We start from the raw sequence: 19499 nt of genomic DNA, 5'->3' as shown, positions 1-19499 counted from the left end.
CAAAACCGCGCCATCTACGTGGCCGATGGCACCTTGGCGCCCATCGCGATGCGCTATGACGCCGTGGGCAACCTGATCGAGCGCACGGTTTACGCAAAGCGATTGGGCACATCGAGTGTCACCGGCTTGCCCGCCATTGTGGACGGCATGACGCCCGCGCAGATCGACCAGCACTTGCTCGCGATCGCTGACGCTACGAACGACCTGCGTACCACCTACATCTATGACGCGGCCAACCGCGTCAGCAAGAGCGCCAACAGCGCCGGTCAGGCCTTCCAGTACCTGCGCGATGCCAATGGCAATGTGCTGCAGACCACCCAGTTTGCCAACGGACAGGGCATCTACCAGCTCAGCAGCAACGACCGCGTTACCCGCGCCGTCTACGATGCCGCCAACCGCGCAACCCGCACGGTGGATGCCACCGGAGCGGTTACCGATCTGGCCTATGACAAGATGGGCAATGTGCTGCGCACCACGCAGTACGCCAATGTTCTGTCGGGCTACGCGAGTGCGCAGGGTGGACCGAACCTGGTGGCACTGTCTGCGCCTCTGTTTGACTCCGCGCATGACCGCGTCACGCGCCATGCCTATGACCGCGCCGGCCGTGAGGCGGTGGTGGTCAATGCCGAGGGCGAGGTCACGCAGTATGCGCGCAATGCGCTGGGCCTGGTGACCGACCTGACCCGCTATGCCAGTAAAGCCAGTGCACAAGCGCTGGTCGCCCTGGACGCAGGAACCCCGGTTACCGCCGGCGACATTGCCTCGTACATGGGCACCAATGCCCAAGACCGCGTCACCCGCCAACGCTACGACGCTGCCGGCCAGCTGGAGTTTGTGGTCGACGCCGAAGGGTATGTCACCCGCTACCGCCACGACGGCGTTGGCCAAGTGGTTGAGCAGACGCGCTTCAGCGAGCGTTTCAGCACCGGTTTGCAAAACACTTTCTTTACAACCAACGCGCGCAGTGTCGATACCAATGCCGTTACCGAATTCGGCTATGACGGTGCGGGGCAGCTGAGCCTGCAGACCGATGCCCTGGGGCATACCCAGGCCTTTACGTACGATGGCGCGGGCAACAAGACCAGCTTTACCAACGAGAACGCCAGTACCTGGAACTATGACTACGACGCTGCCGGGCATCTGATCCGGGAAACCGCACCCGAAGTTGAAGTAGTGACTGCCGATGGGAACGACGCCAGTGGCCTGTCCATTGACCCCAACAGGTCACCGCCAACCGCGCGTCTGGTCACTCAAATGGCATATGACGCACGCGGCAACGTGTTGTCGCGCATAGAGGCCAAAGACCTCGCCGGCCAGGAGCGCACGACGACCTACGTCTACGACAGCCTGGATCGCCAGGTCAAGACCATCTTTGCAGCCGTGGGTGTTTACAACGAGAGCCCCTCGCAGTTGCTGGCCAATGGCGGCCACGTCACCCGCAGCGAAACCGTCCCGCAGGCACTCATCAGCACCACCGTCTATGACCTGCTGGGTAACGCCTACATGGGTACCGATGCTGCAGGCAATGTCAGCACCAAAACCTACGACAAAGCCGGCCGTGTAGCGCAAGAAACCGACGCAGCAGGCAATACCACCACGTACCTACGCAGTACGGCCTTCAGCGACGTCACCAGTATGATTCGCCGAGCGGCTGGTGGTGGCCAGTCACGCCAGATCGACACCTACTACGACCGCATGGGCCGCGCCGTCACGGTGCAAAACGAAAGTGTCAGTGGCGTCTACACCGACAGCCAGGGCAACGCAAGCGCCTACCAAGGCGTGCGTCCCACGACCCAGAAAACCTACAACGCCTTTGGCGAGCTGGTGGTTCAATCGGAGCGGCGAGACCCCAGCGTAAGCGGCTCGTCCATCAACACCTACTACTTCTACGACGCAGTCGGCCACCAAACCGGTACCGTTGATGCGATGGGTTACGTCAGTGCCCAGAGCTTTGACGCCCGCGGCAATGTCACGGTCCATAGCGAATACGCCAAAGCCGTCAATGGATGGAATGGCGGCCTGCCCAATGGTGTCAACGGCAGTCCTGTTGCCACGATCGTTGATCTCATCACGAACTTCATTGTGGGTGATCCCAAGGACCGCAACACCACCTACAAATACGACGCCCTCAACCGCAAGACCAGCCAAACCGAACTCAACCTGGTGTATCGCAGCGTAGCAACCGACGGTAGTCTGGGTGCAGAAGCTGGCGGTGCGGTGACCACCTATGCCTACGACAACGTTGGCAATCTGACCAAGACCACCGACCAGAGTGGCGCGATTACCCAAAGCGTGTACGACAGCCTGGGCCGCGTTACGTTGGTCAAGGCCCCCAAACGTGACGTGCTCTCCAACGGGGCGACGGTTGCAACCACCCCGGTTACCGAGTTCCACCGCGACGCGTTTGGCAACGTCACCATCATGGTGCAGCGAGTCAGCGACCAAGTCGGCAACTACAACGCAACAGACCGCGCCACCTATACCCGCTACGACGCCTTGGGCCGCGCCATACAAAGTACGGACGCACAGGGCTACAGCAGCTTCACGTCGTACGACGCGCTGGGCCGCGTGGCCAAACAATGGCAGAACATCCAAAGTGCGGGCCAAACCGTGTTCACGGCCAATGTCTACGACGCCGTGGGCAACCGTGCCCATGTCTATACCGCCGTGGGCGAAGGCTCCACACCGGTTCTGGTGGATACGTTCTCCACCTACAACGCCTTTGGCGAACTCCTCACCAAGACGGTGCTGCAAAACGGCCAAGCCATGGGCAACGCCCTCGCAGGTAGCCGCCAGTACGAGTACTACGACTACGACGCGGCCGGCCGTGTGTGGCGCACCAACGCAGGCGATGGCGTTACCCGCATATTCCAATACGACCTGCAGGGCAACCAGACCATCCGTGTGGAGAGCAATGGTCGTTTGGACCTGGAGAACGCAAGCAACAACATCCCGCAATTCCTGACCAATGCCCAATCGGACTACCGCCGCACGGATATGGCGTATGACGCCTTGGGCCACCTGATCCTGACCAAGGAGCCCAGCCGCGCCGCCAATGCCCAACAAACCGTGCGCGTTCAGGGCAACGACCTCTACGCATTGATCAGGACAAGTTCGACGGCGGCACTCGGCCTCAATCAGATTGACATCATGTGGAGCCCCCTGACCACGTTGGGCAGTGGGGATGTGCGTGTCACGGTCAATTACAAATCCAAGGAATATGCCGAGAGTGGTGAGTCACAGGCCGTCAGCAAAACGGTGCTGCTGTCCCCCGAGGAGAGTGTCAACGGTTACAGCCTCAAATGGACGAATGGCCCCAGAAACACGGACCCCACTGCCTGGGGTGTTTCCGAAATCAGCAGCGTCAAGCTGGAGAAAAAAGACATCTTCGGCAACTGGACCACGGTGTACGACAACAACACGCCGGCCAATTCCGAAACCATTGGCAGCTGGTCGTCTGGCCCCCTAAGTGCCTACCTCATCACCAGCCCTGAGGTGGCCCCACAGGGCATTGCAGTCATACCCCTGTATCGCTACGTCAACCAATTCACCGGACGCAGCATCGCGGCGGCTGACAGAGGGGATGCGCAAGACGCGGCCAACCTGGATGCGCTGCACAACCACCTCGTAGGCTGGTCGGCGGGTGACGTCATTGGCTACATTGCCAAGGACTACCACGAAGGCCTGGGCTTGATCGGACTGTTCCGCTTCCAAAAGAACGGCACCGACGAGTTCCGCCTCGTCACCGCGGGGAGCGAGGCTAGCGCACGCGCTCAGGTCGGAGCCGATTGGAGTTTGATCCGCCTGGAAGGCTTTGTACAAAGTGCAGGCTCCAGCGTCAGCATCCAGTTGCAAGAACTCCAAACCGGTGTTGGAAACGCCCAGAACTGGCGCTATACCACTTCAAGCATCGAGGCAAACAACCTCTTGCGGACCGGCACCGTTCTGTACCATCAAAGTTCCAGCCTCTCGCTGGAGGTCAGCGTGCCCACCAATCTGAACTTCCTCCCGGATCTGGAGGTCAGGCAAGTTCTGAACGGTGTTGACGGGCCCGTCATTACCATCCCCGATACCCATCGCAAGGTCTTCCAAGACGGCTACCGTTACAGTGGGCTGGGCTTGGCCGCAGGCAACTACAAATACACCTTGCGCACCACCACCCCGGAAGGCCAGATGGTGCTCAGCACCGGCGTCTTCAGTGTTGGCGGCTCGGGCAACGCGGTGGACTACCTCAGTCCCAACACCACCGGCAAGTTCGGCAAAGAACTGGTGGGTGGGCAAATGCGCACCACCATCAGCTGGGACAAACCCACAGCTGACACCCACACCCTCATCAGCTACAAACTCTCCGGTGATGCCGACATCCCGGCCAACTGGCATACCGAGCTGCAGCCTGTGGCTATGGACGCCAACGGCCGCGTGGGCGTAGTCCTCGACCCGATCGGTGCTGGCAACTATGACTTCAAGGTAGAGACCTTCAACTGGGTCAACGGCGAGCACACCCTCAACCGGGGTACCGTCACCGTCACGGCCAGTGTCGCGCCCACCGGAAGTGACGCTACCGTTATCTCAACCGCCCCAGGGCTCTTTACCAGCCTGGGCGTTGCGGGCTTCTTGTACACCGATCCCGCTTGGAACCGCGTTCCCCTCAAACGCTACTACGACAACAGCGGCCACCACTACTTCACCGCTCGTGGCGCTGAGCCCATTGGCAACCTCCTGACCGAATGGAACAGGCAGGAGTGGGCCGGCTTCATCCAAAGCAAGGGCTTTGACCTCAACACCAGCCTGGACAACGTGCTGCGCCTGGCAATGGGCTTCTCCAGTGAGGGCATCGTTGGCTATGTCAACGCCTCGCCGTCAATCAACGACATCCCCCTATACAGCCTCTACCGGGGCGACCCCATCAACGCCGATCGCCGCTTCACCACCAGCTTCAGCGAAGTCAGTCAATACGTCGGCCAAGGCTGGTCGTATGACATCGCTGGCTATGTGGACAGCAGACCTGAAAGCGGCAACCAACCCCTGTACCGGCTGGACCACAACGGTGTTGACGAAATCCTCACCGTCGCCACCGACGAGCGCGCAACCCTGCTGGGCCTCAATACCAACCCAGCAACACCCACGATCGCGGCGGGCACCCCTGCCATCAACGGCGTGAGCTTCGGCACAGGCGTGATTGATGGTAGGACCTACGGTGTCGTTCTAGGCCCAGCCTTGCCTGCGGACACCCGCATGCACGTCATCATTGCCCGCGCCGACACGGGCGCCATCGTGGCAACCGACCCCGAAATCTTTACGACTGCCAGTCAGCGCGCCGTCCTGCCCTCGAACTATTTCTCCTGCGTTCCCATTGCGGGCATCTACCCGCCGGGCGAGTACATCGTTCAGCTCATCGCCAACAGCCCGCTTCCTTATGGTGAGGCCCGCACCACAATGCGGGTCACCGTTCCGGTCGGCTATGGCAGCGGATCCACCATCAGCGTCACCGAGATTCCAACGCAGAAATGGCTGCCCATTCGCGTCCAGACCAACGCCACACCTGACCAAGACCAGAGCCCCACCACCAGCCGCCAAGTTGACCGCTGGGGCAATGTCATTCAGCTGGACGGCCCCCAGGTTCTGGGAAGTGCAGCGCAGCCTGGCGGCGTGCGCAACAGCGTCCACTACAGCTACAACGCCCACAACCAACTGGTCTCGCAATCCCAGACCATCCAGACCGTGCTGCCCAACGGCCTGAACTACACCTCCACGGTGTCGAGCATGCAGGCCACCACCGCGTACGCCTACGACGCCCAGGGCCACCAGATTGCCGTTACCGACGCACGGGGCAAGGTCAACACCCAGCGCTACGACGTAGCGGGCAACCTGGTTCAGGAGCACCACGCCGACGGCGGCAATGTCCTGAACGACTACGACGCCTTTGGCGAAAAAGTGCGGACGGTCGCTTTGAAAGACGGGGCATCGACCGTTACCACGACCTACGCCTATGACCAGCTGGGCCACCAGCTCAGCACCACCCTGCAAGACGCGGTAAAAACCTACCAACTCGACAGCCTGGGCGATATAGACAACAGCAAAGTCCACGCCGACAACAACGAGACCGACATCCACAACGCCAACGGCGCTGTCTGGCATGACCTCAACGTCGCAATGGGCCCCACGGTGCTGGAGACATCGGTCTACGACGAAGCCGGTCGCAAAGTAGCCAGCAAAAACGCCAATGGCGAAGTCACCCGCTACAGCTACGACCGCTCGGGCCAGGTCAGCCAGCGCAGCTTGAGTCTCAACAGGCTGGACCCTGGTCAGGTGCCTACCGTCACGCCACCTGTTGGAGACCGCACCACCCAAACCACCCGCATCGCCTACGACGCGCTGGGGCGCACTATTGCCCAAACGGATGCCACTGGCGCAACCCAAACGTGGAACTACGACCAGTTTGGCAGGCGTGCCGCCATCGCTGGAGCCACCGCTTACAAGGACGGCGTCGTGAGCTACAGCTACACCTACAACCTGGCCGGTGAGCTCATCCACGAAGAAAGCAGTGACCCCCGTAACGCGGCCAACAAGGTCAGCAAGTACTACGAGTACGACCAGGCCGGGCAGCTCATCACCCAGCAGGACAGCTACCTGGGGCAAACCACCCGGTACACCTACGACCTGGCAGGCAACCGCATCTCCGAAAAAGTGAGCCAGCTCACGCGCTTTGCGGATAACACCTTGGCCAGTGTGGTCTACCAAGACAACAACATGGTCTATGACACCGCCCGCCGCCTGGTGATGGCCGGAGACGGCCGCGCCACGATGAGCATCAGCTACGACGAGGCCGGCAACCGCAAGACTGTCACCACCACGGTGCGCAATGGATCGGCCACCCCCGGCATCTCAACCGGAGCAGTTGACGAAGGCCTTAAAACCACCACCAGCCGCTTCAACTTTGATGACATGGGCCGCCAGATCTGGCAGGAAGACACCCAAGAGGGTAACCATGTGGTGACCCACACCTACGCCTATGACAAGCTGGGTAACCGCACCTGGGAGCTAAATACAGACACGCAAATCACTGCCAACAACAGCAACATCAGCTACGACTACGACAGCCTGGGGCACCTAACCCGAGCCAACTCGGCCAACGAGTTCGACCAAGCCCAGTACTACTACGACGGCGCAGGGCGCGTGGTGGCCAGCATTACCCGGCTGCCCTACCTGGGCGACACCAGCCGCCCCTCGGTCATGTACCGCTACAACCAGTACGATGCCGCTGGCCACGTGCTGCAAACCCGTGCGGTGCAGCGCGGCACGGTCTCTGCCGCGAACAAGGCGCTGGCCACGGTTTTACAGCGCTCCGACATCGACTACCACGGCGACGGCGCTGCCGGCCTGGGCTACGACGCAGCGGGCAACCTGCTGGGCTATGTGGACAAAACCGTCGGTGCCAACGACCTAGGTACACCCACCAGCTCCAGCACGACCACGGTCAAGAACACCATCACGGTGCAAAACGGACAAGCCCACATCACCCATGTGGACACGCACCGCAATGCATGGGCCTCGGGCCAAGACGTGAGGACAGACGACGCCTTTGCTGACAACACCTACGACCCCAACGGCTACCTGGTCCGCCATACCGAGAAAGACACCGCCTTCAACCGCACGTTTGTGAACAACGCCCAGGGCCAGACCCTGTACGTCAACCAAAACGCGGCCAGCAGCGCGGGCACCCTTTACGGTGCAGGCCTCATCACCAACCCCAACTCGGGCTATGTGGGCGGCTATATCGGCAACAGCGCCAACCCCGGTCAGGTTCAGCGTCAGCTGATCGTCAACGGTGAGGTCTTGGCACGCTATGGCATTGCGCCCAAGGATGATGCCAACAGCGACGTTGCATCAGTGACGTACCAAAGCACGCTGGACGTGTCTTTGGGGGCCCAGGCTCTGAACCTCAAGCAGTCCGAGCCCACCAGCACCACCTACACCGTGCAGCACGGGGAGACCTTGCAAAGCATTGCGCGTAGCGTCTATGGAGACGGGCGCCTGTGGTACCGCCTGGCCGACGCCAATGGCCTGGCGGTGGCGCCCGACGCGCCGCTGCTGGACGGCCAGACGCTGACGTTGCCCAAGCTGGGCTTCAGCGCCAACAACGCCAACAGCCTGCGTCCTTACGACCCCAGCAAGATTGTGGGCAACACCAGCCCGAATCTGCCGGATCTGCCAATGCCTGCAGGGGCGGGGGCGGGTGGCTGTGGCGGTATCGGGCAGATCATCATGATCATCGTGGCTATTGTGGCCACTATCTATACGGCGGGGGCCGCGGCTTCGTTGTTGGCAACGGGCGCTGCTGCTGGTACCACTGGATTTGCGGCCACCATGGCTTTGGGTAGTAGTGTCCTATCGGGTGCTGCGGCCGGTGCCGCCATTGGCGTGAGCTCGGGCGCGATGTTGGCGGCAGCTGCCATTGGCGGCGCCGTGGGCTCGATCGCCAGCCAGGCCGTTGGCAACATGATTGGCGTACAGAAAGGCTTCAATTGGAATGCGGTGGCCATGGGAGCCATTGGGGCCGGTGTGGGTGCGGGTGTGGGCAGCTCCTTTAGTGGGGCGGCTCCTGCGACTTGGCAGGCCGCCGCCGGCCGCGCTGCGCTGGGCAACGTGGTGACACAGGGTGTTGCCGTCATGACCGGTCTGCAAGAACACTTTGATTGGACGTCCGTCGCCGCCAGCGCGGTGGGGGGCGGCGTAGGCTGGGGTATGAATGAAGCCCTTGACCTGACCAACAACGGCGTACCGAACAACGCAATCACCGGGTTTGACAAGTTCACGCGTGCTGCGTTCAGTGGTGTTGTGACTGGAAGTGCTACGGCTCTTGCACGTGGCGGGAAGATGAGCATTCAACAGGTTGCCACAGATGCGTTTGGCAATGCGTTGGGTGGGGCGTTCATTGATGCAATGCAGCCGACCGACAATCGCACAATGCTCAATAGGGTCAACCGAGAACTTGATCCGGAGTATTACGGGTCTTCAGTAGACACGCCAGCTCAATGGAGTGGATCGGGGTTGACGCTCAAAGCTGAGCAGGCCAGCCAATGGGGTTCACAGTTCGACCTTGGGGATGATGAAATCTTGGCCGACTACTCTTTGGGTAGTGGCAAGTTGCCTACCTACGTACAGAATGCTCAAAGCAATGGTGCGCAGGACGGACCCAGTGATGATCTCTTGGCGAGTTTGCGCGAAGAGCAGATATCGCGCTTCCGGACGGCCGCTACACAAGAAGATAGTTACAGCAAGAATGTGGGAGACAAGAGCCACTGGTGGGTGGATGAATCAGGACTGCTCCACATTCATATATATGGAGTGGGAAATTCAGGTGCTAACGTCAAACCACCGGACGAACTGGCGCAGGCTCTGGCAGATGACCAGGCCACATACCAAGGCATGCAAGACAGAGCCGTTGCTGAGGGCAACCCGTTTGCCTATATCGGTGCCAAGTTTGGATCGTTGGCCAATGACGTTGGATATGACTTTGCCAAGATGGGGCGTGGAGCATACCGAATCGCAATTGATCCGAATGCGAGAGCAGCCGCAGGTGAACAATTGCAATACCTTGCAACACACCCCATGGCACCAGTGGTGGGCGGTATATATGCCGCCGTCGATTTTGCAAATAAGCCGTTTGACCAACAGGCGGACTCATTATTTAAGGGCGGTTTGAGCTTTCTCGCTGGAACGGGCGCAACCAAGTTGGCCACAACAGCGGGTGGGTTGGCGTGGCAAGGCGTTGGGAAGACGGCGCAATGGCTTGGACCAGCCATGGACAACATGAGTCCGACACTTGCCGCCGCTACTGCCCGTATGCAAGAGGTCTTTGGCGCTACAAACGCTTCGTCGCGAATGGCTTCGAGTGCGTCAAGTTTCCTTGGAACGATCGACGAATCCTTTGTCAAGTTGTCTCAAACTGAGAAACTGAGTATGGCCATGACTCGCATTGAAGAGACATTCGGTACCGGGTATGCTCAAAAGACATCTGAGTTGCTTGGTTCCACTCGAGTGAAGTTCTTCTCTCATCCAGATGACTTCGGTCTATTCTCTGCAAGTGGCAAAGCTCCAATAATTAGCCTGAATGAAAACCTTGGGAATGCAGATGTAATGGCTTTGACCGTATTGCACGAGATTCGACACCTTAGGCAGTTCAATAAGTTTATGGAGCCGGGGGTTTCCTATGGTCAGGCGAAGGTAATGTGGCAATATGATTTAACGAGAACTCAGAAAGAAGTGTTTGCAACTTCTACAAATATTTGGCAAGGAAGCCGACTTGGGCTAGGTCAGGCAGATTTGGCTGTCTTCCGTGACTATTACAACTTTTTCCGGGGTCAATGATGGAATTGGTAGTGTCTATACAGGACGCAATGCAGTCTCACGGAAGATTGCCAATTGAAGTGTCCTTTGTCTCAAAGGAGCGGATTGAATTGCTTGGCGAACCACTTATTGCAGCGGCTTTGCTTGTTTCTGAGAAAGACAACTCGATTTCCTTTGGTTTTTCTAGCGTAGTCACAAGAATTCCACGAGGTTCCGTCTTCGTGGATTCTGAGAGCTCGTACCAAATTGATATTGATGTGTTGCAAGATGAAGATGATGAGGAGCCCTCGCCAGGCATATACCGCATGGTTGTTGAGGGAGCGTTTTACACGCGTGACCCGAATGGTGCAATACGTCCCCATGAATTGAAGAAGATCGCTCGCGTTGCCCTGGACTCCCAGCAGCGGTGGATTCTCTTGGATTAGAGAAAGCCTGTGCAGTCACGGCTGCGCCTCAACCGCAGGGTGTTCCAGTCAGGCGTTGCGCGTAGGTTTGGGGGAGCCCCGCCCAACCGAGGTGGGTCAGGCGCTTTGCGCTTTTGGCCCAGCACCGGGTTGTGGCCCGTCCGCCCCCAAAGGGGGTTCCTTGCCACCCCGGCTCAGGGGTTTGTCTTGACTGGATAGGCATGGACTCCAACAGCCAAAGACAGAACAGCCGCACGGCGCTGGCGCGCCGTGCCCGCGGCTAGACCAGGACGTGGGAGGTCCAAAACTCCCAGATCGCCATGAAGAAGCGCAGCGCGTTGGACAGGTTTGCAAAATGGCGCAAGAGGGTTGTTGTGGGCTTGGTGCGTTTACTACGTTTCATCGAGAAACTCCTCTAAGTGACTCTTTTAGATTCCCATAAGTCGTGAAATCGGCAAGTGGGCAAATGGCGGGAAAAGCTGAAAAGAGTCAAAAAATTGTTGAATCCGAGGACTTGTGGAAATAGCGGTCCGTGATCTGGGAGGGGTAACGATGGCATGGCCCAACTACCCCATTCCTCTTGGGTGGCGAGGGCGCAGCAGCGGTGCCAGGCAGTAAAGGCCGCTGCGCGCCACACAAGCGCGGTGGCCCATGGCCAGCCTTGACAGCCTGACCCCGCCGCCGCTTGTGTCGCGCAAGTGGGTTGGGGCAGCCCTGCACGCGCGGCCGTGCCGGATCTCACCGGCTCGAGTGCTGCCCACGCTGCAGAGCCAGGCTCGGCAGCCCATGCACGGCGCTGCGCGCCGCGCATGCAGCGGCTAAGGAGTGAAGCGAATGCTATGTATTTGGTAGCATACTACGAATATCTGACAAGGACTGGATGCCAATTTGATGCGCAATCGTCTCTGAACGTACCCCAATAAACCCAATATAGGTAGATTCAGGCCCGCCGGGCTTTTAGTTGCTGCCTGCCGCCGTGTCGGCGCAAAACCGCACGTCGGGGCCAAAAAAGTTCGCCCTGGGCTGTTGGCGGCCACCCCGTGCGCCCGCAAACCCGTACGGGCATTGGTGCGCGGGCGTGTGTAAGTATGACTTTGCGTCAGGCCAAATGCGTTTGGCAATGCTTTGGGGGGGCGCGTTCATTGATGCAATGCAACCGGTAGATACCCAACTGCTCGGCCAGCGCCTGCTGCGTCAAGCCATGCGCCTTGCCCAACTGCGCCACCTTCTGGCCCAGCGCCACAAAAATCCTTTGTCGTCTGTCGTTGTCATGATCTCAATCCAGTCCCACTGCGATGGGCCCATGACCGGCTGCTGCGGGTGGTAGAGCACATTGTCCTCCCAGAAGATGCTCAACCGGTTGCGTGGCTGATGATGCGAAGCTTGCGGTGAAATCCCACAGCTGAAAGTCGATCGCCCTTGGGGCCGAGCGAATACACTCAATGCCAGTTCCAGCCGCTGTGTGCTGATGCGCCGGTCTGCACGGGGTGCTGCATATGTCGCTATTGTTTGGATAGCGGAGTTGCTATATTCCACGAGGGCTATGTCTGATTTTTACTCCAAGTACCGAGCTGATGTACCTCAATATACCTATATTGGGTAGATTTACTGAATTTATTCAGTGCTGTATGCAAAATTGGTTTGTAGCCCTCGTCAACTGGACATAATGAGCTACATATTTGATAGCACCCGTAGGGTTGCCATCCTCATCCTGCTTCTTGCGCTGGCAGCTTCCGCTGCATGGGCGCAGGCCGCCGTACCCGCAACTCCCACCCGCCTCACCGCCAAAGACCTGGGCCTGGTCATCAACACTGCCGACCCGTACTCAGTGGCCGTCGGTGATTACTACGCGCAGCGCCGTGGCATCCCCGCGGACCAGGTGCTGCGGGTCAACCTGCCAGTCAAAGCCAGCCTGAGCGCAACCGAACTCGAAACCCTGGCCAACGATATACGCGCCCACATGGGGCCGCAGGTGCAGGCGCTGGCGCTGGCCTGGGTGGAGCCTTATGCGGTGGAGTGCAATTCCATTACCTCGGCCTTGACGCTGGGCTTCCAGCCCGCACTGTGCCAGCACAGTTGCGGACCCAGTGCGCCATCCCGCTTGTTCAGTACGGGCACGGCGCGGCCCATGACTGATCTGGGGCTGCGGCCGTCCATGTTGCTGGCATCGGGTAGCGTGGAGCAGGCCAAGGCCTTGATCGACCGCGGTATGGCTGCGGACCAGCAGTTGGGCAAGCGGGGCGTACCCCTGGTGAGCGCGGTGTTTGTCAGCACGCCGGACAAGGCGCGCAACGTGCGGGCTGCGGCCTACCCGCCCAAACGCGTGTTTGCCAACCTGGGTTTCCAGATCGTGCGGAATGACGCGGCGGCCGTCGATGCCGCTACCTCGCCGCCGCCACAGCGGGTGTTGCTGTACCAGACTGGCCTGGTCCGGGTGGCGGTGCCGGAGTCTATGGACTGGGTGCCCGGCGCGTTGGCCGACCATCTGACCTCATTTGGCGGCGTGCTGCACGGCGGCAATGGGCAGATGAGCGCAATGGAATGGCTGGATGCGGGCGCCACCGCCAGTTACGGCACGGTCAGCGAGCCCTGCAACCACTTGCAGAAATTTCCCAATCCACAGATTTTGTTGGGCCGCTATGTGCAGGGCGCGACGGCGTTAGAGGCCTATTGGAGCAGCGTGGCCTGGCCGGCGCAGGGTGTTTTCATTGGCGAGCCCTTGGCAGCGCCCTTTGGTCGTTGAACCTGCCTGGGCTTCTTTGATCTACGACAAGCATGGACTCTACAGGCAGCAATGTGGCAGACGGCCGTTGGCACCTGGGCATTGGTGACCCGGATGCGCTGGGCTGGATCACGGTGGCCGCCTACGCCCTGGCGCTGCTGTTGTGCTGGGCCTGCCAGCGGCAATCACGGCCGGGGCCGCAGCGCCAATTCTGGATGGGCATGGTGCTGGCCATGGGGGCCTTGGGGCTCAACAAACAGCTGGATTTGCAGACCCTGCTGACCGAGGTAGGCCGCGATTGGGCCCTGGCCTCTGGCTGGTACCCATTGCGACGCACAGTGCAGGCGGTCTTCATTGTTGTGCTGGCGGCGACCAGCCTGGCCGCCGTTGCTTGGTTGGTGCGCAGGGTGGCGGAGCTGGATGTGTTTGCCCACCGCGCCGTTGCCGGGTTGGCGGTATTGGGCCTGTTTGTACTGGTGCGGGCGTCGACCTTCCACCATGTAGATGTGCTGCTGGGTTTCAACTGGAATATCCGGGTGCTGAACGTGGTGCTGGAGCTGGGCGGTATCAGCGCAATAGTCCATTCGGCTTGGGGGCGCTGGCGGTCGCAGCGCCCAAACCCCGGATAATCGGCGCCATTTACCCATTACCTGCTGTTACACAAACTGGGCCTATGTCGAATACTCCGTCCAACGCCAAAGCGCGGGAAGCCATCCTGCCGCCGGGCATAGATCCCATGGTCCTGGGTCTGCTGCTGCTGGGCTTTGCAATTCTGTATGTGCCCAGCTACATCGATGTGGCCCGCTCCGTGTGGACAACCGACGAGCAGGGCCATGGCCCCATCATCCTGGCCGTCAGCCTGTGGATGCTGTACCGCGCCCGCCACGCCTTGGCGGCTCTGCCCCCGCAACCTTCGCTGGCCTGGGGCCTACCTTTGCTACTGGTGGGCCTGGTGTCGTACGCCGTGGGGCGTTCTCAGTCTTTCATGATGCTAGAGGTGGGCTCGCAGATATGGTTTTTGTGCGCCATGACGCTGTGCTTCCTGGGCAAGCGGGCGCTGCGCCTGATTTGGTTCCCGTTGTTCTTCCTGGCCTTCATGACGCCCCTGCCCGAGGTACTGGTGGCCGAGGTGACGGCACCACTGAAGGCTGCGGTGTCTACCGTGTCGGCCAATGTGTTGTACGCCCTGGGCTACCCCATCAGCCGTGCTGGCGTCATCTTGAATGTGGGGCAGTACCAGTTGCTGGTGGCTGATGCCTGTGCTGGCCTGAACTCCATGTTCACGCTGGAGGCCCTGGGCCTGCTGTATATGAACCTGATGCAATACACCTCGGTGGCGCGCAATGTCACGCTGAGCATTCTGGTCGTGCCCATTGCCTTTTGCGCGAACGTGGTGCGGGTGATGATTCTGGTGCTGGTGACCTACCATTTTGGTGACGCGGCCGGCCAAGGTTTTGTGCATGGCTTTGCCGGCATGGTGCTGTTCCTGGTGGGGTTGGCCTTTGTACTGGTCACGGACCATGTGCTGGGCTGGGTTTTCAAAGAGCCGCTGCGTGCAGGGGTGGCCGCATGAGCGCCGCGCGCCTGCGGGCCTTGCTGGTGTTTGCGGCCATCGCGGCCACGTCGGCCTTTGCGCATTGGGCCACGCCCACCACGCACCTGAGCGATGTGCTGGGCAAGCCAGATCTGGAAAAGGTCTTTCCCACCCAGTTCGGTGACTGGCGCATGGATGCGCGCGCCGCGATGATCATGCCGTCGCCACAGACCCAGGCCTTGCTCAACAGCATTTACAACCAGACGCTTACACGTACTTACATTAATGCGGTGGGCGAGCGCATCATGTTGTCGGTGGCCTACGGCGGCGACCAATCGGATGCCACCCGTGCTCACCTGCCCGAGGTGTGCTACCCCGCCCAGGGCTTCCAGATCACATCCAATGCCAAGAGCCAATTGGTGCTGGCGGATCGCGCGGTGAGCACGCGCTTACTGATGTCCAAATTGGCCCAGCGTGAGGAGCCCATCACGTATTGGTTGGTGGTAGGAGACCGCGTGGCGGTGTCCAGAACCGATCTGAAGCTGACGCAGTTCCGTTTAGGGTTGCGGGGGTTGATACCGGACGGCATGCTGGTGCGGGTGTCCAGCATAGACCCGGACATGGCCCATGGGCACCAGGTGCAGGCCAAATTCCTGACAGAACTGGCCCAGGCACTGCCGGAAACCGCGCGTGACCGGGTGTTGGGCACCCTGCGTGTGGCCCATTAGTCCGAATGGACTATTGCGGCCTTGTTGCGCCGCAGCGAGAATTTGGCTGTAGCTGGTTCGTCCAGCCTGTTTGTATTTCTCGCAAAGTTTTTACTGCCAAGTCTTATGTTCCTCAAAAAATCCCTCATCTGCGCGGCCCTGGCTGCCTCTGCGTTTGCAGCCCAAGCCAGCAATCTAGTCGTCAATGGCAGCTTTGAGCAAGTCTCGGCCACCAATTCCCAGGCAGCAGGCACTTGGAGCATTTACAGCGGCATCATCGGCTGGTCTGGCATCCCCAATATTGAAGTGCGCGACAACGTTGCGGGCGCTGCCCAAAGCGGCTCCAACTATGTCGAGCTGGACACCAATAACAACAGCGGCATGTACCAGATCGTCAATGGCAATGGCTGGTACAACTTCAGCTTCTGGTATTCCCCACGTGAGCATGTGGCCGCCGGTTCCAATGGCATTGGTTTCAATTTCGGCAATCTGTCTGGCCAGGTGATGAACACGACGGCAGGCGCACCTTCCGGCAACGTGTGGCAGCAGTACACCGCCTTGATCAACTTGAACGGCCCTACGGCCCTGATGTTCTTTGGCACCGGCAAGTCCGATAGCCTGGGTGGTTCTTTGGACAACGTTTCGGTGACGGCCGCTGTGCCCGAACCAGAATCCTACGCCATGATGTTGGCCGGCCTGGGTTTGATGGGTGCCATCGCCCGCCGCCGCAAGATCAAAGCGGCCTAATTTATCCGCCATACGGCTCTATTCCAAGGGTAGAAAAACCATGAAAAAGCTTTTGTCCGTACTGTCTCTCGCGCTGATCGCGGGTGCTGCGCATTCCAGCACCATCGAGTACCAAACCGGCCACTACACCGGTAGCCCCACGTTTGCCAGCGCCAGTGACTACCAAGTCGCGGTGGATTCTGCAGTGTTGGCCTCGCCAGTGGTCTCCATCTCCAGCTACGACAGCGTGAACCCCAATCTGTCCCAAGGTGGTAACGACGCCTACAAGGCAACAGTGACCTTCGGTGTCACCGATGCGGGCGTGTGGTCCTTCCGCTCTGGTGTTGATTTCGGTTTGGGCGGCGCGCTGTTCCTGGACGGTGTCGCGCAGACCTTCAAGACCAATGACATGTGGTGGGCCGGTAGCTATAGCAACCCCAGCCAGTACCTGAGCTTCTCGCAAAATCTGACAGCCGGTAACCACACGCTGACCATCTATGGCGTGGAGTGGTGCTGCTCGGGTGCTCAGCAAGCACAATTCAAGGCCGCCAGCAGCAATACATTTGTATCTTTCAGTAACAACGACGGTTTGGTTTCCGCTGTTCCAGAGCCGGAGTCCTACGCTCTGATGCTGGCCGGACTAGGCCTGGTGGGTACAATGGTCCGCCGTCGAAAGAACCGAGCTGCTTAATTTTCGAGCATGCCGATTTCCAAAATAGCTTGCCCCTGGCAAGCTTTTTTGTTGATGGCTATCGGAAACCCAAAGCGACAAGGATTGCGCAAGCGCCAATTAATTTGCTGTCACCCATGACCCAAACAATGGCAACAATCGCTCAAGTCGGTCCCAAGAAAGAGGATTTGGCGCGCTACTACGCGCTGATCTCCCAAGTATTCGACGTACGCCGCCACATCGACCTGATGCACTGGTTGCAAGGCGATGTGCAGTACTACCTGCCCCATGACATTCTGGTCGCCGCTTGGGGAGACTTTCACCTGGGTCTGATCCACTACGACATCGTGTCATCGATTCCGGGTGTGCGCTCGGTGAATGCGGTGACAGAGGCGATCACGCCGTTGCTGACGGGTTTGTTTGACCGCTGGATTGCGCAAGACCGCCGCCCTTTTTCGCTGAAGGTTTGCGAGCGTGGCTTTACCTGGGACAACGTGGCTACGCCGGGCCCCATTGGCGACGCCATGCGGACCATGCGGTCCTGTCTCATCCATGGCATCAATGACCAGCGGGGCCGCCACGATTGCCTCTATGTGCTGTTCAGCACGCAGACCCAGCGCCACCGCAATGAGCGCACGGCCTTGAAGTACATGCTGCCCTATATTGATAATGCCTTGCGACAAGTGGAGCTGCTGCCCAATCAGTATGTGGCGGAGAGCGCTGCGCCGGTCGAGGTGGTGGAGAGTAGTTCGGATGCCGAAGTGTCCGTGCTCAGCGAGCGCGAGGCGGGCATCATGAAATGGGTGGCCATGGGCAAGACCAATGGCGAGATCGGCAGCATTCTGGACGTGAGCACCTTCACCGTTAAAAATCACATGCAGCGCATCTTCAAGAAGCTGGATGTGCTCAACCGTGCCCAGGCCGTGTCGGCATTCAGCGCGATCAAGCAAGATGCCTGAAACCCAGCGCAGCGGTCATGCGGCCATATTCGCGGCCCGCAATCATCCCCCTGGCCCTCTCGGCAAGGACAGCATGCTCAGTGCTGTCGAGGCCGGGCTGGAGCCCTTTGTTCTGGTCTTCACCTTGTGGTCGATCGCCTTCTATTTTGAAGGTGCGCTGTCGGGCGCCTATCTCATACTCTCGGTCATCGTCTTTTCCATCTCGTTTCCGGGCACGCCGCGGTTGAATACATCCGGTTGGCATATGGTGGCGGATGTGCTGACCAGCTCGCTGTGGACGGGGGCTTTGCTGGTCTTTGCCGGCGTTGCCACGGGCTACTACCGGGAGTTTGACAAGCAGGCGATCATGGCTTGGTTCGTGCTGTCTCCATTTGCGCTGATCAGCGCACAGTTGGCATTCCGGGCCTTGGCACCTGTGCTGGTGCAGGTGCAGGGCCCTCCGCAACGCGCCATCATCGTGGGCATGAATGAGCAGGGTGTGGCGCTGGCGCGCCGTGTCGGTGAGACGCCGTATTCCCATATTGAACTGGCCGGATTCTTTGACGACCGCGACCTTGCGCGCCTGGACATATCGGGTGATTTGCGCATATTGGGTGGCTTGTCGGACATGCCAGCCTATGTGCGGGACACCGGTGTCAAGCTGATCTATCTGTCGCTGCCCATGGCCTCACAGCCGCGCATTCTGCAAATTCTGGACGAACTCAAAGACACCACGGCCTCCATTTTCTTTGTGCCGGACATGTTCATCACCGACCTGATACAGGGACGCACCGGCTCGGTTTGCGGCATGCCGGTGATCTCGGTGTGCGAGACGCCTTTCCGGGGAACCAATGGCGTGATCAAACGCCTCAGCGATGTCGTGTTGTCGCTGTTGATTTTGTTGTTGGCGTCTCCCGTGTTGCTGACCATTGCCTTTGCCGTCAAGCTGACGTCACCTGGTCCGATCATCTTCCGCCAGCGCCGCTATGGCCTGGACGGGGAGGAAATCCTGGTCTACAAATTCCGCTCCATGACGGTGACGGAAGACGGCTCGGTGGTGGCGCAGGCTCAGAAGAACGACGCACGCATCACCCCCCTGGGCGGCTTCTTGCGCAAGACTTCGCTGGACGAATTGCCGCAGTTCATCAATGTGCTGCAGGGTCGCATGAGCATTGTGGGGCCCCGTCCCCATGCGGTAGCCCACAACGAGATGTACCGCAAGCTGATCAAGGGCTATATGGTGCGGCACAAGGTCAAGCCTGGCATCACGGGTTGGGCACAGGTGAACGGCTACCGCGGCGAGACGGAGACCCTGGACAAGATGCAGGGTCGCATTGACTACGACCTGGACTACTTGCGCCACTGGTCTTTGCGTTTGGACTTGTTCATCATCTACAAGACGGTGCGGGTCGTGATAGGTGATCAAAAGGCGTACTGATGGCCCCGCC

11 protein-coding genes are annotated in these 19499 nt (G+C 59.7%); 10 read left to right on the top strand and 1 reads right to left on the bottom strand.

The features are described from left to right. Positions 1-18 precede the first annotated feature (18 nt). Together AC07OO_RS09205 and AC07OO_RS09200 are read left to right on the top strand one after the other, a co-directional pair. Complete coding sequence (locus tag AC07OO_RS09205; RefSeq protein ID WP_495081745.1) at positions 19-10371, top strand: hypothetical protein; 10353 nt, start codon at positions 19-21, stop codon at positions 10369-10371. Positions 10372-10382: 11 nt separating this feature from the next. Then, the gene (locus AC07OO_RS09200; protein WP_495081744.1) at positions 10383-10775 is read left to right on the top strand and encodes a hypothetical protein; all 393 of its coding nucleotides are present in this window, start codon (positions 10383-10385) and stop codon (positions 10773-10775) included. 259 nt (positions 10776-11034) lie between these two features. Here the strand turns inward: AC07OO_RS09200 and AC07OO_RS09195 are convergent, their stop codons facing one another. Next, on the bottom strand, positions 11035-11157 hold the full coding sequence (locus AC07OO_RS09195; protein WP_495081743.1) for a hypothetical protein: 123 nt from the start codon (positions 11155-11157) through the stop codon (positions 11035-11037). A gap of 1263 nt (positions 11158-12420) precedes the next feature. Between AC07OO_RS09195 and AC07OO_RS09190 the strand changes: the two genes are divergently transcribed. The 8 genes from AC07OO_RS09190 (at position 12421) to AC07OO_RS09155 (ending at position 19489) form a co-directional block, all read left to right on the top strand. Continuing rightward, positions 12421-13497: a TIGR03790 family protein gene (locus AC07OO_RS09190; protein WP_495081742.1), complete on the top strand. Its 1077-nt coding sequence runs from the start codon at positions 12421-12423 to the stop codon at positions 13495-13497. Positions 13498-13529: 32 nt separating this feature from the next. Beyond that, positions 13530-14105, top strand: coding sequence for a hypothetical protein (locus tag AC07OO_RS09185; protein WP_495081741.1), 576 nt, complete (start codon positions 13530-13532; stop codon positions 14103-14105). 44 nt (positions 14106-14149) lie between these two features. After that, positions 14150-15049, top strand: a complete 900-nt coding sequence (xrtB, locus tag AC07OO_RS09180) for an exosortase B (RefSeq protein WP_495081740.1) — start codon at positions 14150-14152, stop codon at positions 15047-15049. Next, positions 15046-15738: an exosortase-associated protein EpsI, B-type gene (epsI, locus tag AC07OO_RS09175; RefSeq protein ID WP_495081739.1), complete on the top strand. Its 693-nt coding sequence runs from the start codon at positions 15046-15048 to the stop codon at positions 15736-15738. Before xrtB ends, epsI begins: the two co-directional genes overlap by 4 nt. Positions 15739-15843: 105 nt before the next feature. Then, entirely contained in the window at positions 15844-16464 is a 621-nt protein-coding gene (locus AC07OO_RS09170) for an FxDxF family PEP-CTERM protein (RefSeq protein WP_495081738.1), read from the top strand. Positions 16465-16504: 40 nt separating this feature from the next. Further along, a complete protein-coding gene (locus tag AC07OO_RS09165) occupies positions 16505-17134 on the top strand; it encodes a CCXG family PEP-CTERM protein (protein ID WP_495081737.1) in 630 nt (209 codons plus the stop codon). A gap of 128 nt (positions 17135-17262) precedes the next feature. Beyond that, positions 17263-18072 carry an XrtB/PEP-CTERM-associated transcriptional regulator EpsA gene (gene epsA / locus AC07OO_RS09160; RefSeq protein WP_495081736.1) on the top strand — a complete coding sequence of 270 codons (810 nt, stop codon included), beginning with the start codon at positions 17263-17265 and terminating at the stop codon, positions 18070-18072. Between the two features lie 73 nt (positions 18073-18145). Next, on the top strand, positions 18146-19489 hold the full coding sequence (locus AC07OO_RS09155) for an undecaprenyl-phosphate glucose phosphotransferase (RefSeq protein ID WP_495081735.1): 1344 nt from the start codon (positions 18146-18148) through the stop codon (positions 19487-19489). The last annotated feature ends 10 nt before the right edge of the window (positions 19490-19499 follow it).

This window comes from Rhodoferax sp. GW821-FHT07G04 (assembly GCF_059418585.1).
This window is presented reverse-complemented; position numbering and strand designations above follow the sequence as displayed.